The organism is Priestia sp. ST2 (genome assembly GCF_055810735.1).
In genome coordinates this window covers 609,689-625,464 of record NZ_JBVVNT010000003.1, presented here as the reverse complement: position 1 = coordinate 625,464, position 15,776 = coordinate 609,689, and the positions used below count along the sequence as shown (strand labels likewise).

General features: G+C 37.1%; 12 protein-coding genes. 11 read left to right on the top strand and 1 reads right to left on the bottom strand.

Annotation, left to right across the window (positions count from 1 at the left end; translation table 11 throughout):
- The first annotated feature begins 226 nt into the window (after window positions 1–226).
- From AC0KUU_RS15580 to AC0KUU_RS15565, 4 genes are all read left to right on the top strand, one after another.
- Window positions 227–1,504 carry an ABC transporter substrate-binding protein gene (locus tag AC0KUU_RS15580; RefSeq protein ID WP_043980141.1) on the top strand — a complete coding sequence of 426 codons (1,278 nt, stop codon included), beginning with the start codon at window positions 227–229 and terminating at the stop codon, window positions 1,502–1,504.
- A gap of 72 nt (window positions 1,505–1,576) precedes the next feature.
- Complete coding sequence (locus AC0KUU_RS15575) at window positions 1,577–2,431, top strand: carbohydrate ABC transporter permease (RefSeq protein WP_013055639.1); 855 nt, start codon at window positions 1,577–1,579, stop codon at window positions 2,429–2,431.
- A gap of 68 nt (window positions 2,432–2,499) precedes the next feature.
- Window positions 2,500–3,306: a carbohydrate ABC transporter permease gene (locus AC0KUU_RS15570; RefSeq protein ID WP_026106517.1), complete on the top strand. Its 807-nt coding sequence runs from the start codon at window positions 2,500–2,502 to the stop codon at window positions 3,304–3,306.
- Window positions 3,307–3,357: 51 nt separating this feature from the next.
- Window positions 3,358–4,092: a sugar phosphate isomerase/epimerase family protein gene (locus AC0KUU_RS15565; protein ID WP_043980137.1), complete on the top strand. Its 735-nt coding sequence runs from the start codon at window positions 3,358–3,360 to the stop codon at window positions 4,090–4,092.
- Between the two features lie 29 nt (window positions 4,093–4,121).
- Here AC0KUU_RS15565 and AC0KUU_RS15560 read toward each other — a convergent pair whose 3' ends face one another.
- Complete coding sequence (locus tag AC0KUU_RS15560) at window positions 4,122–4,637, bottom strand: GNAT family protein (protein ID WP_013055642.1); 516 nt, start codon at window positions 4,635–4,637, stop codon at window positions 4,122–4,124.
- Window positions 4,638–5,123: 486 nt separating this feature from the next.
- Between AC0KUU_RS15560 and AC0KUU_RS15555 the strand changes: the two genes are divergently transcribed.
- From AC0KUU_RS15555 to AC0KUU_RS15525, 7 genes are read left to right on the top strand one after another with little or no spacing between them, the layout of a single operon-like run.
- A complete protein-coding gene (locus AC0KUU_RS15555; protein WP_043980135.1) occupies window positions 5,124–6,731 on the top strand; it encodes a GGDEF domain-containing response regulator in 1,608 nt (535 codons plus the stop codon).
- A complete protein-coding gene (locus AC0KUU_RS15550; protein ID WP_473452589.1) occupies window positions 6,732–7,199 on the top strand; it encodes a hypothetical protein in 468 nt (155 codons plus the stop codon).
- Window positions 7,200–7,240: 41 nt separating this feature from the next.
- Window positions 7,241–7,780 carry a HEAT repeat domain-containing protein gene (locus AC0KUU_RS15545; RefSeq protein WP_425203501.1) on the top strand — a complete coding sequence of 180 codons (540 nt, stop codon included), beginning with the start codon at window positions 7,241–7,243 and terminating at the stop codon, window positions 7,778–7,780.
- Window positions 7,770–9,179, top strand: a complete 1,410-nt coding sequence (locus AC0KUU_RS15540) for a glycosyltransferase family 2 protein (protein ID WP_043980132.1) — start codon at window positions 7,770–7,772, stop codon at window positions 9,177–9,179. The genes AC0KUU_RS15545 and AC0KUU_RS15540 overlap by 11 nt, the downstream gene beginning before the upstream one ends.
- Entirely contained in the window at window positions 9,176–12,424 is a 3,249-nt protein-coding gene (locus AC0KUU_RS15535) for a hypothetical protein (protein WP_322551761.1), read from the top strand. Before AC0KUU_RS15540 ends, AC0KUU_RS15535 begins: the two co-directional genes overlap by 4 nt.
- 2 nt (window positions 12,425–12,426) lie before the next feature.
- Window positions 12,427–12,795 carry a response regulator transcription factor gene (locus tag AC0KUU_RS15530; protein WP_025749698.1) on the top strand — a complete coding sequence of 123 codons (369 nt, stop codon included), beginning with the start codon at window positions 12,427–12,429 and terminating at the stop codon, window positions 12,793–12,795.
- Window positions 12,785–15,658, top strand: a complete 2,874-nt coding sequence (locus AC0KUU_RS15525) for an ATP-binding protein (protein WP_323618481.1) — start codon at window positions 12,785–12,787, stop codon at window positions 15,656–15,658. Before AC0KUU_RS15530 ends, AC0KUU_RS15525 begins: the two co-directional genes overlap by 11 nt.
- Window positions 15,659–15,776: the final 118 nt, after the last annotated feature.

Below are 15,776 nucleotides of genomic sequence, written 5' to 3'. Positions count from 1 at the left end.
AACCATAATAACAAAATCAATTTAGAAAAAGGCAAAAATGTAAGGTTTTTGCCTTTTATATTTACCATTGAGGAAAAGGGTATTCATTCATATAATTTAGATTAAGTAAATTGTATACGCTTTCAATATACAGAATTATTTTTCAATAATTCTCTCGAAAAAGAGTCATGAGCGTTTACAAAAAAACTTGCCACACTAGGAGACAAGATTATAGGAGGGGTATTCATTGAAACGTTGGTTTAGTTTAATCAGTTTTGCACTCATTTTAACCCTAGTACTTGCAGGATGCGGAGGAAAGGCCGCTAATGAAACAAGTGGTAGCGGTGGAAAAGAAGTTGTTGCATGGGCTTGGAATATTAACGTACCGGTATTAAAGAAAGCAGCAGCAGAATATCAAAAAGAGAATCCAGGTTTTAAATTAAAAGTAGTGGATATGGGACGTGAAGACGTTTATTCAAAACTAACAACAGGATTGCAAGCTGGCGGAAAAGGCCTTCCTGATATTGTATTAGTAGAAGACGATCGTTTCCAAGGATATTTAGATGCATTTCCAAAAGCATTTTTAAACCTATCTAAAAAAGGATTTGATAAGCAAGAAGATAAGTTTCCTGAATTTAAGAGAGCCCTTTTATCAAAGAATGGAGATATGTACGGCTTCCCGTTTGATGCAGGTCCAACAGGCGTATTCTATCGCACAGATTACTTTGAAAAAGCAGGCGTAGATCCAAACAGTATCAAAACATGGGATGATTATATTGCAGCTGGTAAGAAAATTAAAGAAAAAGTTGGCGTTGATTTACTAGGTTTAGATTTTAATAATGACGATGGCTTATTCCGAATGACGCTGACACAGCAAGGTACGTTCTACTTTAATAACAAAGGAAAGCTAAATTTAACTTCTAAAGAAGCGAAAAAAGCAATGGAGTTAAATAAGAAGTTAAAAGAAGCAGGCATTGTTAAAAATACAGTGGGCTGGGATGCTTCAATCAGTGCCTTAGCAGAAGGTAAAGTAGCAAGTTCACCATCCGGTGCTTGGCTATCCGGTTCTATTACACAGCAGGCTCCGGATTTAAAAGGAAAATGGGGAGTGTTTTTATTACCTTCGTTTGAAGAAGGAGGTAACCGTGCTTCTAACTTAGGCGGAAGCAACTATGTGATTTCAGCAACTAGTCAAAAAGCAGATGAAGCGTACAAATTTATGGAGTATTTCTCAACAACGGATAAAGTTCAAGAAGAAGCGATGAAGGGCGGATTATTCCCATCATTAAATACCGTATACTCTTCAAAATTATTCACTGCACAAGATGAGTACTTTAACAATCAGACGATTTGGAAAACATTCGCAGATGAAATGAAAGATATTAAACCGGTTAATTTTACGGGCAATTACTCAGTTGCAAACAGTGAAGCAGTCAAAGCTGTGTCAGAAGTAACAAATGGTAAGGGTGTTACAGACTCGCTTGAAGCAGCTCAAAAACGCTTAGAAAACCGAATTAAAAAATAATCAAGAAGCATAGAAGGTGATTTATGGAAAATTGCCTTCTATCTCTTCTTCTTGCGGTACTAGGAGGTCATCATGAAGACAAATAAATCGTTGCCTTACTTATTTATTGCTCCAGCACTTTTGCTGTTCGCGCTGTTTACAATCTACCCTATTTTTTCATCGTTTGTTTTAAGCTTTCAGAGTATGGAAGGCGGAAAGTATGTATTTACCGGGTTATCAAACTATACACGTTTGCTCGGAGATGATATTTTCTGGAAAGCGCTTGGGAATACGGGGATTATTTTAATCGTTCAAGTACCCGTTATGATTTTATTAGCTCTTGTACTAGCTAACGCGTTAAACAGTCAGCTTTTAAGACTAAAAGGTTTTTTCCGAGTTTCATTTTTCTTGCCGGCAGTAACGTCACTAGTTGCCTACTCTATTTTGTTTTCAATCATTCTTCAAGATGAAGGAATTATGAATACTATTTTAGGGTTTTTCGGTATCGATGCCATTCAGTGGCTGGGAGATCCATTTTGGGCTAAAGTCTCAATCATCGTTGCGATGACTTGGAGATGGACAGGTTATAACATGGTTATTTTTCTAGCAGCTCTTCAAAGTTTATCTCATGAAGTTTACGAAGCAGCTGATTTAGATGGAGCAAATCGTATTCAAAAGTTTTTCCACGTAACGGTTCCACAATTAAAACCCGTTATCTTGTTTGCTACTATTTTATCAACAATTGGCACGCTTCAATTGTTTGACGAACCTTTTAACTTAACAAAAGGCGGCCCTGCTGATTCTACTATGACGCTAGGCTTATATATTTATCAAAATGGCTTTAAATACTTTGATTTTGGATATGCATCGGCCATTGCGTACGTTGTTGTATTATTAGTTGGTATTTTAACGTTCTTCCAATTTAAATTTACGGGTGATAAATCATGAGTGTATTAGAGAGAGTAGAAGCAACCGCAGTAGTTACCGTTCCTAAGGTCAAAAAGAAAAGGCACATCATGCGTAAAATAGGACTATACAGCTTGCTTGGGCTGTTTACGATTATCTCAATTTTTCCTTTTTACTGGATGTTTATCGGCGCTACGAATGAATCAGGAAAAATGTTTACAAACCCTCCAACGCTGAAGCCTGGCGATCAATTTATGACAAATCTACAAAATTTAAATGCTTCAATTGATTTAGGGCGCGTCTTTTTTAACTCAGTATTTGTTTCAGTCGTGTATGTGATTGTAGCTTTAATGGTCTGCTCCACAGCTGCATATGCGCTATCTAAATTTGAATTCAAAGGCCGAAACGCAATTTTCACTACGCTTTTATTGTCTATGATGATTCCATATCAAGCAACGCTCATTCCACTTTTTCAGCTGATGTCGAATTTTAATTTGCTTGACACGTATTTTGCACTTATTGTTCCGCAGCTGTGTTTTCCGTTTGCTATCTTTTTATTACGTCAGAACTTTTTAGCTTTTCCAACGGAACTTATTGAAGCAGCTCGTTTGGACGGAGCTGGAGAGATGAGAATCTTTTTAACTATTGTGCTTCCTTCTATGAAGCCTGCTATGGCTGCAGCAGCTATTTTCTTATTTATGACACAGTGGAATAACTTTATGTGGCCTTTAGTTGCGACTACATCTAACGAAATGGCTACATTACCAGTTGCTCTTTCAAGCTTAATTGGCTTATCGATTATTGATTACGGTCAAGTAATGATGGGAGTAACAATTGCAACCATTCCAATCATTGTCTTCTTCCTGGCACTTCAGCGTCATTTTATTTCAGGAATGCTTGGAAGTGCAGTAAAATAAAAGCAGAAGCTCCTATTATAGGAGCTTTCTCAATGAACAGGGGGAGAGAAGATGGGAGAAATACCTGTAGGAGTTCAGCTTTATACGCTGCGTGAAGAAATGAAAAAAGATTTTAAAGGAACGCTTCAAAAAGTAGCTGCTTTAGGATATCAAGGGGTAGAATTTGCAGGGTACGAAGGATATACAGCAAAAGAAGTAAAAGCATGGTTAACGGATTTACAGCTGAAGCCGGCTTCTAGTCATGTGCCGCTTGAACAATTAGAATCTAATTTAGAGCAAGTGATTCACTTTGAACAGCAAGTTGGAAATTCACATATTGTTTGTCCTTATTTAATGCCTGAACGTCAAACTGAAAAAGGATATCACGTGCTTATTGATTCTTTAAATGATATTGATACGTATTGTAAAAAAGAAGGTATGTCGTTTAGCTATCATCATCATGATTTTGAGCTGAAGAAATTGTCAACTGGAAAGTCAGCTCTCCAAACAATCTTAGAAGAAACTGAGGTAAACGTAGAACTGGACATTTATTGGCTGACTAAAGCAGGTGAAGATCCAGTGGAGTGGATGCAGCATTATCAAAATCGTACGCCTTTTATTCATTTAAAAGATATGACAACAGACGGCGAGCAGTTTTTTGCTCCTCTTGGTACCGGAGGAGTAGATGTAAAGGGTGTAATGCAAGAAGGACATAGAGCAGGCGTAAAATGGTGGATCGTTGAACAAGATCACTGTATAGAAAGTCCACTTAGCAGCATTAAAAAAAGCTTAGCATATATCAAATAAAAAACGAACAGACAGCGTCTGTTCGTTTTTTATTGATAAGCTGGAGTCCACTCAATTTCTCCGCACTTATTCGTATAATCAATATTCACCTCAAAGTTATGTTTTTCATAAAAATGAATCAATCTTTCGAGATGATCCCAATCGCGCTCAGCGATATCGCCTTTAATGACATGAACATTTTGATCAACCGCTACTTCTTTTAAATAATTCATACATACAGAGCCATATCCCTTATTAGCGGGCCCTTTAATGTCACCAATAAAAATCGTGTGATTATCTTCATATACGCCATCGATGGCAAAATCCCAAGCCCCTCTATAGGCTTTTGTACATTCATTTAGCATAATTTTACATGCGTTTCCGTCATTTTGTGCCGATACAATAACTAACTGATTATCTTCAGGCTGATCGACACCAATAACTTCATACTTTTTAGCAATTTCTTTTAAATTATCCTGCATGCGAAATAGCTGAAACTCTAAATCATCAAGTGTTTCTTTTAGTTCTTCTGCATTCTGGTTTTTTTCTGTAAGCTGAGTAAACATTTTATACTCCTTTCCGTCTGTTTTCGGTCTAAGTGCGCCTATGACAAAGAGGACACGGTGTATAAAGCGAAACTTTATTTAGCAAAGTATCTACCTTAGTAAAAATATAAAAAGGAAAGAACCTGATTTGATTGATTATTCATCAAAACGGCTGCTTTCCTTAGCATTCACTTTTAAATTTTTCACAACGTGTATAAGGGTAACAAAGACTCATTAATTTTGTCAATAAGGTTGTAGGTCTATTTATAAAGAAGATAACAGGTCATTTTACTTATTGGGTAGAAAAAATAATGGGTGAAAAAAGAATCATTTTAAAGTAAAATCATTGAAGGAAAAGTATGGTTAAAAAGGAATTGCTTTTCATTTGGAAAAAACATACTTAAAATACAAGTAAGAAAATATTTCATTTACTTACAAAATATTATAGAAAAATGGATGGAGTAATATGGGGTAAGTGTTAACTATATCGAACAAAGGGTGTATAAGATGGATAAATATCAAATTGCATTATTAGCTAATGTCCGCAAGCAGCTGCAAGAGTGGACCGATCAAAATGAAGAAATACCTCATGAAGAAGTGTACCGCTTTTTGCATTCAATTTCTGGAACGTCTGCAACCATTGGACTGAATTATTTAGGAGATCGTTCCCGCGAGTTAATGGAAGCTGTTGAAAAAAATCAGAAAAAAACCTGGGGTTACGCGGAGTTGAATACATTTTTATTAGATATTATTAAAATTTGTTATCAAGATGAAATTCAATCCGTAGAAGACATAAATAAACCGATAGAAATTAGTGAACAAACAGCGAATGTTTTACTTGTGGATGATGATCTTTCAATGCTGATGTATTTAAAAGAACAGTTTGAAAAACAAGGGTGGTACGTATTAGCAACTGCCTCTAAAGAAAAAGCCATTACGGCTTTTTACGAATTAAAGCCGGATTGTTTTGTTGTTGATGTACATATGAAAGACTGTACAGGCTTTGACATTCTTTCATTTTTACGTGATAAAACAAAGCAACTGTTCGTCCCCATTGTCATGATGAGCGTTGATAATCAAAGAGAGACGCGTTTGAAGGCTTTTAAATTAGGGGCCGATGATTTTTTTGTTAAACCTCTCGATATGGAAGAAAGTCTACTTCGAATTGGTCACCATATTGAACGAAAGCAGATGTTTAACTCCTATTTAATGTTTGATGAATTAACAGGAGCCTATAACCGAACGTATTTAAAAGAAATCTACAGTCAGCAGCTATCCAGCTACGACCGCTTAAAAGATCCTTTTTGTTTAGCGATTTTAGATTTAGATTTCTTTAAGAGAATAAATGATCGATATGGACATCTTATGGGAGACCGTGTGCTGCAAGCATTTGTAGAGTATATGAAGCATGAAATTCGTCCAACAGATTACATTTTTAGATATGGAGGCGAAGAATTTATTCTTTTACTGCCAAAAACCAATATAAAAGAGGCAGAAACAGTATTAAATAGACTGTTGGATTTCTTTGTGGAAAAAGTGTTCACACATCAAAGCAATTCGTTTTATTGCAGCTTTTCCGGCGGAGTTGTAGAAGTTCATAACACTGAATGGCCGTTAGAAAAAGCTCTTCATCAAGCTGATGAGGCATTATATATAGCGAAGGAATCAGGACGTCAAAAAATTGTAGCTTCTTCTCAAAGCAAGCTGGTTAAAAAGCGAACGCTTCGTATGGCTATTATTGATGATGATTCTATCATTCGAACGATGCTGAAAGAGCTTTTAAGTAAGATTGATGTAGGAGATCGCTATGAAGTGAAAATAGAAGTGTTCAAAGATGGCATTGAATTTTTTGAGTCTCAATGGATTCATTCTAGCGATCAGTACTTTGTTATTTTAGACGGAATGATGCCTAAAATGGATGGCTTAGAAGTGCTGCAAAAATTAAGACAGAATAAACGTTACGATCAGTATACGGTTATTATGCTTACATCAAGAAACAGCGAACAAGATATTCAAAGAGCATTAGAACTTGGGGCAGACGATTACATGACAAAGCCATTTAAGTTAATGGAGCTTGAAGCGCGCGTGCGTCATTTAATGAAGAAGGTGAAATAAATGGCGATGTCAATTCAAGTGGTATATGTCTTATTTGGCGGATTGCTATTGCTTTTAGTCTGTTTTCTGAGTTATTTACTTATTCAAAAAGCGCGTTTAAACGCTTTTCGAGCAAAAGTAGAATTCTATAAAGATAGTATGAAAGAATCTCTTTTTATTTATTTATACAGAAAAGATGAAGAACATCGGTTAGAGCCTAAAAATAGAATAGAGCTGGCGGGTGTAGAGGAACTATTGAGCGGTTTTTCTACAGCTGTACAAGGCGATGAAATTCTAAATAACATCACGCTCTATGCGGAGAAGGTTTTTACACCCAAATATAAAAAAGAGCTGCATCATTCTAGATGGAGTGTCAGAATGAATGCCCTTTATGCTATTGAAGATTTTGGTCTAACTACGCTAACAGACCAATTAGTAGAAATGTATGAGAAAAAAATAGTACAGCGGCTGAAAAAAATCAAATTTTAAAAATTTTAGTTAAGCTGAACCGCCCTGAGTTTGTTGTATACATGACAAACGCTTCTAGACCGCTGTCTGAATTTATGTACCGCTCTTTGTTTGGAACTATGAACAGTGAGCAGTTTCAGCAATTTATTAATAAATTTGAAAATCTACAAGAAGAAATTCAGCTGCCTCTTATCGATATGATCGGTATCAATCATAAGTTAGAGTATATAGATTTCTTAAAAATGCACATGAAAAGTTCATCAGAAGAACTGCGAATTCGTACATTGAAATCACTTAATGCTTTATCTTTTCCATTAAGAATAGAGGAGCTCACGAACCATCTTCAGTCAGGTATTTGGCAAGAAAGAATGATGGCTACAAAACTAATAGGCAAAACGAGAGATGAGAAGGGATTGTCACTTCTTGAGCAGTCACTAAAAGATTCTCATTTTCTTGTGCGTTCGAATGCTGCTCAGTCAATGATGAAAATCCCAACAGGTAAAGAATACTTAGTTCAAGTATACAAAACGACTGATGACAAGTTTTCGAAAGATATGGCAGCAGAATGGCTTGAAAAAGGAGGAGTTACGGTTGTGGAATAGTGTTTGGCATCTTTTATTGTCCATTTGCGGATGGGCTGTATTTGCTTATATGATTTTTGTGCTTTGTTTTTATTTTATGATGTTTATCATCTCTGCTTTTCAACTGCGAAAGCAATATCAATTAAATGATGAAGAACCTTATGAAGATTTGCTTGCGGTTAGCTATACAACACCGTTATCTATATTAGTTCCCGCTTATAACGAATCTGTCGGGATTATTGGAAGCGTGCGTTCGCTGCTTGGAATTGAATATCCGGAATATGAAGTAATTGTAGTAAACGACGGATCTTCAGATGATACGTTAGAAAAGCTAATCGAGGAGTTTTCTCTTGTGAAAATGAATCGAGTTGTGAGAAAGCAAGTAGAGACGAAAGAAGTAAAAGCTGTATATCGTTCTAAATTATACGATTATTTATATGTAGTCGATAAACAAAATGGGGGAAAATCAGATGCATTAAATGCAGGAATTAATTTATCCAACTATCCTTATTTTTGTTCGATCGATGGCGATTCAGTGTTAGAAAGAGATGCTTTTTTAAAAGTTATGAAGCCAATTATTGATTCAGACGGAGAAGTAATTGCTTCAGGGGGAAGTATTCGAATTGCAAATGGATGTAAAATCGAAAACGGTGCGGTCGTATCGATTGGACTTGATACACAGCCGCTTGTTGTGATGCAGATTATTGAATATTTACGTGCATTTCTTATGGGACGCATTGGTCTCAGTCGCCATAATTTATTGCTTATTGTGTCAGGAGCATTTGGCGTATTTTCTAAACGCTGGGTGATTGAAGCTGGGGGTTATTCTCACACGGTCGGCGAAGACATGGAGCTTGTTGTTCGCCTGCACCGACTGATTAAACAGAAAAAAACCAACAATCAAATTGTTTATATTCCAGATCCCGTATGCTGGACAGAAGCACCCGATGAAATCAAATATTTGCGAAGACAGCGGAACCGCTGGCACCGCGGTTTATTTGATAGTCTTTGGAAGCATAAAGAGATGCTGTTTAATCCGAAATACGGAAGCATCGGAATGATTTCTATGCCTTATTTTGTGTTTATTGAACTAATCGGACCGGTCATGGAAATGTTAGGCTATTTGTTTATTGTTATTTCTCTAGTTGTAGGCGGGATTTATGTAGAATTTGCTTATTTGCTTTTTCTTTTAATGGTTGTATATGGTTCTCTTTATTCAATGGCGGCCGTTTTGCTAGAAGAGTGGAGCCTTCGTAAATATCCAAAAGTATCCGATATTGCTAAGCTATTTGTCTTTTCCCTGACTGAATCCTTTTGGTATCGCCCACTAACTGTTATATGGCGCTGTCATGGATTGTTGGATGTTATTCGCAATAAAAAAGGCTGGGGAGACATGCAGCGAAAAGGAGTTTCACAATGAAAAAATGGTTATTAATCGGCGGCATTATTTTGGTTATGGCGATAACGGCTTCTCCATTTCTTATTTGGCAGCTAAAGAAACCAACTGATTTGAATATGCTTGTTATTGATAAAACAGTGCCAGATCAAACGTTTCGAGAGCATCAAGGCTTAATGTGGATGCTGAATCAAGCGAAAGTACGCAAAGACGGGAAGCCTTATGAAATCTCAAAAGATTATGCAGGGTTTTACCCAAAAGGAGATAAAACATACAGCATTAAATCTCTGCCAAAAACAAACTCTGCAGATATGATTTATATCACCGACACGTATGGTGTATACAAAGAAGATTTAGGCGTAAAAGCTAAAAGAGGAGATCGCTCTCAATTGGTGTATGGCGGCATGACTTCTGAAGACGTGAGCTACGTTAAGAAAGCGCTGAATGGACGTACAAACACGCTGATTGGAGAGTTTAATACATTTGGAAGCCCTACTTCTTTAGACGTTCGCAAAGAACTGTATGAATTGTACAATGTTACGTGGTCTGGCTGGATTGGTCGCTACTTTGAGGAATTCGGCAGTGAAGAAGTTCCTGCTTGGGTGAAAAGTGCTTACAAAAAGCAGTACAACAAAGAGTGGAGCCTTACAGGAAAAGGCTTATTATTCGTTAATGAATCCAATAAGCTCGTTATTATAACGGAAAAAGAATTAAAAGAAAATCCAGTATGGTTTCAATATACAAAACAAGGAAAGAAAACATTAAATTTACAGGATGAATCTGCTTATCAATATTGGTTTGACGTAATTACACCCCAGCAAAAAAGTGATGTGCAGGCTCAGTTTGTCTTTCACTTGGATTCTGAAGGAGAAAACAAGCTAAAGGAAAATGGTATCCCTTTGTCCATACCAGCAGTCGTTCATCATAATAAAGAGCGATATGATACCTATTACTTTGCAGGAGATTTTGCAGATCAAGGAGAAGTACCTTCCATTTATCAAACCTCTTTTTACCCGGTGTGGAAGAAATGGACAGAGAAAATCGGAAAAGAAGATGAGTCTTCTTTTTACTGGACTGTTTATCTGTCTCTTATGAATAAGATCATAGATCAACAGCAAAATGAATCTCAGCCTGCTTCTGTTACTTTTAATGAAAATATGGAAATCTATGAAGATGCTGACCGTAAAGTAGCAGGGAAAGTAGGAAAAGATTATTTGCAAGTTTATCAAAATGGCAAGTGGCAAGATTTGCTGATTAAAGGAGTAAATATGGGCATTAGTAAGCCAGGATATTTCCCCGGTGAGACTGCTATTTCGAAAGAAGAATATTTGCGCTGGTTTAAAGAAATTGGAAAGATGAATGCCAACTCAATCCGCGTATACACCATTCATCCTCCCGCCTTTTATGAAGCGCTTGCTGAGTATAATCAAAAAGCCAAAGAACCCATTTATCTTTTTCATGGAGTATGGGTAAATGAAGAAGTTTTCTATGATTCACAAGATGCTTTTGCAAAGGAAAATACAAAAGAATTTGAAGCTGAAATGAAAAGGATTGTAAACGTTATTCACGGAAAGGCAACACTGCCAAAGTGGACGGGACATGCAAGCGGAACGTACACAGCAGACGTGTCTCCTTATGTTTTAGGATGGATTATAGGAGTTGAATGGGATCCCACGGTAGCTCTTTCGACAAATGAAAAACATAAAGGAATGAAAGATTTTAAAGGGCAGTACATCTATACCGAAAAAGGCAACCCTTTTGAAATTTGGCTTGCTCAGCTTATGGAAAAAACAATTTCCTATGAGCAGGATAAATATGATTGGCAGCGGCCTATGAGCTTTACGAACTGGGTGACGACGGATTTGCTTACTCATCCATATGAACCTTCTGAAGACGAAGATAAAGTGTCCGTTAATCCTAATTTAATTCACACAACTAAAAAATTTGAGCCGGGCTTATTTGCCTCTTATCATATTTATCCGTACTATCCTGACTTTTTAAACTATGAACCTCGTTATCTCGCTTATCGAGATCATCGAGGAGAGAAAAATAACTACGCAGGCTATTTGCAAAATATGAAAGAAGTTCATCATATGCCCGTTCTTGTTGCTGAATTTGGCATTCCGGCTTCGCGAGGACTCACCCATAGAAACGTATACGGGTGGGATCAAGGCTTTCACACGGAACAAGAACAAGGAAAGATTCTGTCACGCTTATACGAAGACATTGTCGAAGAAAAAATGGCTGGCGGTATGGTCTTTACATGGCAAGATGAATGGTTTAAGCGAACGTGGAATACGATGGAGTACGACAATCCGAACCGAAGGCCATTTTGGACGAATTTGCAAACGGGAGAGCAGCATTTTGGACTGCTGAGTTTTGATCCAGGAACGAAGCTGAAAGTCAAAGTAGACGGTAAATCAGATGATTGGAAAAAGCTGAACAGCAAGTCGGTATATAAGCCGTCTAAAAAGTTAAAAGCATTGAACATTACAAGTGATGAAGGTTATCTATATCTACAAGTGAGTGCAAAAGAACTGGAAGATCAAAAGCTTTATTTCTTGTTTAACACGATTAACAATCAGGGACAGTCAAAGATTCCTCAAATTCCTTCCTTAAAAACAAAAGGAATTGATTTTGTAGCAGAATTAAACGGGAAAGAAGACAGTCATTTATGGATAGACAGCTATTACGATACGTATTATTTTTCATATGCTCATCAGCTTCAAATGATTCCGGCCGTAAAAGGAACCGATACGAAAGACAACGGCATGTTTAATCCAATCAGGCTCGCCCTTAACAAAGAGTTAGCGATTGGAGAGGGGAAAAACAAGAGAACCATTCCTTTTGACGCCTATGAAACTGGGAAGCTCCAAGAAGGAAACAGCAATCCTAACTCTTCATCATTTGATTCGCTAGCAGATTTTAAAGTAAATGAATCAAGTGGAATTGCTGAACTTCGCATTCCTTGGGCGCTTTTAAATGTAAAAGACCCGAGTCAAAAAGAAATAATGGGAGATATTTGGTCCAAAAAAGGATTAGAATCCAGCGAGAAAATAAAAGGGATTCAAGTGGGAGTCGTAGCTGTTAATAAGAAGAGCAATGACGTAGAAGATACGTTTCCGACTCAGAAAAAAGGAGAACTTTTATTAAAAGATTTTTACTTATATAAGTGGAGAAATTGGGAGTATCCAACTTTTCATGAACGAATAAAGCCGTCCTACTTCATATTGCAAAAAACGTATGGACGACTACAAGCGGAGGAATAACAATGGCAAAAATTTTATTAGCAGAAGATGAAGAAGTGCTTCGTATGTTAGTGGTAGATACCCTTGAAGATGAAGGACATGATGTGACGGAAGCAGAAAATGGCGAAGAAGCTTTGGAATTTATTAAAGAACGTGATTTTGACTTAATTATTTTGGATTATATGATGCCCGTGTTCACCGGGCTTGAAGTCATTCAACAGCTGAAAGAAATGAAAGATAAGCGCCATACAAAAGTATTGATGCTTTCAGCTAAGAATCAAGCTGCTGATCAAAGCCGAGTGTTAGAAGCAGGGGCTGCGTATTTTATGTCTAAGCCGTTTAGTCCCCTATTGCTAGCCGAACGTGTCGAGGAAATTTTAGATGAACAATAAACTAAAACGAAAAAGTATCTCAATCCAGTTCATCCTCTTAGCAAGTATCCTTTTACTTGCTTTTGCGGCGGGTTCAACTGTACTTGTTGTACGGCAAAAAGAAATTACAGCTGATTATGCCCAGTACAGGGCACAAGTACGGGAAAAGGCACAGCTGCTATCTACAATTGATAAATCAATGAACAAGGCTTTTTTGCAGGCTCGTGGGTTTATTGCATTTGATTCAGAGGATATGTATAACGAGGCTGCAAGTCAGCAAAAAATTATCGAAGAAAATCTTGATCGACTTTCAGGTCTAGCCGCAGATAGACGTGAGCGTACGTTTGTAAATGAAGCGACGGTGATGCTAAACACGTATTTTAATCAAACGCTTCCTTATTTTAAAGATATTTACGACAAAAAAGGTATTGAAGGAGTCCGCTCTAGTCCTGAGCGGAAGGCTGCTTCTAAATCAATAGAACAAATGCAAAAAGAACTTGATGACTACCAAAAGGAATTAACTAAAGACTTAAATACACAGTACGATGATACGTCGAGTGACATGCAGAAAAGTCAAACGCTCTTTATTTTATTTTTAGCGTTTACAGTGGTCATTTTATTATTGCTTACACGGGTACTGCTAAATAAGTTTGTAAAGCCGCTGAGTCAGCTCGCATATACGGCAAGCGAAATTGCTGCCGGAAAAGAAATGCCTATGACATTTGATGAACATAGAAGAGATGAAATTGGTATGCTATCTCAAGCCTTTTACAAAATGGTATCGACTTTGCAAAATAATGAACAGGAGTTAACGGCTCAAAATGAGGAGCTGATTGCACAGCAAGATGAATTGCACAGTCAGCAAGATGAACTTCAGCACGCGTTAGAATTGACCAAGGAACGAGAAGGGGAGTTAGAATTGCGCAATTTATTTGTGCATGGACTAACAAATTCTCTTCACAAGCAAGAGGTTCTCACGAGTGCTGTCACAAATATGAGCCGGGTGATGAAAGCTGATCACGGGTTTATTATGCTAGCCGATGAAAAGACACATGCTTCATTTGGTCTATCTTCATCAAGTGTTCAACAGATGGTGGCAAATCTTCATAATAATTACGTTGATCATGTGCAAAAGACGAAAAAATGTATGGTAGTAAAAAGAGAGTGTATAGAACATGAGCGCCTATATCATCAGCAAACGTTTTATTTGTATGATGTTATCGTACCGGTGCTCTCTTCACAGGGAGATATGCTAGCCTATATGTTTTACAGCCGCTACGCGGATAAATACACAGAACATGAATTACAGACATTTGAAATACTGGCAAAACAAATTACGATTGCCCTTGAAAAAATTTATATTTACGAAGAGTCTGAGCATGACCGATTGCTATCTCAAGATATTTTAAATTCGATTCAAGAAGGAATGCAGCTTGTAGATACAAGCGGTACGATTCTACAAGTGAATACGAAGACTAGCGAATTGTTTCAATATGAGCATCAAAGCGGGCTTCTTCAGCTCTCTTGCAATCAATGGCTAGATGCTCTTTCTCAAAAAGTCGAAAATATACAGCAGCTGAGACAATACGTTGAAGCCATTTGTAAGGGAGAGCAAGTAGAAAAGTCTTTTGTTTATTACCTGCACACGGAAGGTAAGCGAAAAGTTATAAAAGTTTATAGCGAATACGTATATCGAAACCGTCAGATGTTTGGCGTATTGTTCGTTCATCGGGATATTACGAAAGAATTTGAAGTTGATCAGATGAAGTCGGAATTTGTAAGCACTGTGAGTCACGAACTGCGCACACCTTTAGCAAGTGTATTAGGGTTCACTGAGCTTATGCTAAACAAAACATTAAAAGAAGAAAGACAGAAGAAGTACTTAACTACTATTTATCAGGAAGCACAGCGGTTAACATCTTTAATCAACGATTTTCTGGACGTCCAAAGAATGGAAGCGGGGAAACAAACCTACGATAAAAAGTATCAAGACATTCTGCCGCTTATTAAGCAGGTGATTGAGGTCCAGAAAATACAAACAAGTAAGCACGAATTTGATATGATTTCCGATCAAGAGCATTTTACAGTAATGGGAGATAAAGATAAGCTGCTGCAATTGTTTAATAATGTAATTAGTAATGCAGTGAAATATTCCCCCGATGGAGGGAACGTTACAGTTAAAGTGTATCAAAAGGAACACGCTGTTTATATTGATATTCAAGATGAAGGGATTGGTATACCAAATAAAGCGCTAGGTCAATTGTTTACCAAATTCTACAGAGTAGATAACTCCGATATGCGCAAAATTGGCGGAACAGGTCTAGGATTAGCAATTGTAAAAGAAATTGTAAAAGCTCATGGCGGAGACATTACTGTACAATCGGAATGGAAAAAAGGAACAACATTCACGGTTGTTCTCCCGCTTCTATATGAAGTTCAGTACGATGAAGAGATGATAAATACGAATGATAGCCGTAAAAGCGTAGTGATTGTAGAAGATGATAAAAGTTTAGCGACGCTTTTACAGGTAGAATTAAAAGAAAGCGGCTTTCACGTTCGGTATTTTAACAATGGAGAAGACGCATTAAACTCTATTCATCAGCAAAAGCCTGAAGTGGTTGTTCTAGATATTATGTTAGGAAAAAATAAGTTAGACGGCTGGGATGTTTTAAGACAGCTCAAAGAAAATACAGAGACAGAAAAGATTCCTATTTTAATCTCATCTGCTTTAGACGAAAGAAGCAAAGGGTTAGAGCTTGGAGTGTGTGAGTTTCTGATTAAACCCTATCAGCCTAGTAAATTATCCAAAACGATTCTCCAGCTGCTTTTGAAAAAACAAGAGCACGAAGGAGAAATTATGATTCCATCAGATAAAGAAGAGTAGAAATTTGGTGAGGCTTCGTTATATTTACGGAGCCTCATTAAACGAAAAGAAAATTAGCAAAGTAATATAAAAAAACATTGAAAACGCTCTCAAAATGTGGTTTTATAGAAAGTAGGCA

Bases quoted from the DNA above. Each gene is read 5' to 3' on its own strand.
- AC0KUU_RS15535 (WP_322551761.1), top strand. From the start codon at position 9,176: ATGAAAAAATGGTTATTAATCGGCGGCATTATTTTGGTTATGGCGATA.
- AC0KUU_RS15525 (WP_323618481.1), top strand. From the start codon at position 12,785: ATGAACAATAAACTAAAACGAAAAAGTATCTCAATCCAGTTCATCCTC.
- AC0KUU_RS15575 (WP_013055639.1), top strand. From the start codon at position 1,577: ATGAAGACAAATAAATCGTTGCCTTACTTATTTATTGCTCCAGCACTT.
- AC0KUU_RS15555 (WP_043980135.1), top strand. From the start codon at position 5,124: ATGGATAAATATCAAATTGCATTATTAGCTAATGTCCGCAAGCAGCTG.
- AC0KUU_RS15560 (WP_013055642.1), bottom strand. From the start codon at position 4,637: ATGTTTACTCAGCTTACAGAAAAAAACCAGAATGCAGAAGAACTAAAA.
- AC0KUU_RS15570 (WP_026106517.1), top strand. From the start codon at position 2,500: ATGCGTAAAATAGGACTATACAGCTTGCTTGGGCTGTTTACGATTATC.
- AC0KUU_RS15545 (WP_425203501.1), top strand. From the start codon at position 7,241: ATGACAAACGCTTCTAGACCGCTGTCTGAATTTATGTACCGCTCTTTG.
- AC0KUU_RS15565 (WP_043980137.1), top strand. From the start codon at position 3,358: ATGGGAGAAATACCTGTAGGAGTTCAGCTTTATACGCTGCGTGAAGAA.
- AC0KUU_RS15550 (WP_473452589.1), top strand. From the start codon at position 6,732: ATGGCGATGTCAATTCAAGTGGTATATGTCTTATTTGGCGGATTGCTA.
- AC0KUU_RS15530 (WP_025749698.1), top strand. From the start codon at position 12,427: ATGGCAAAAATTTTATTAGCAGAAGATGAAGAAGTGCTTCGTATGTTA.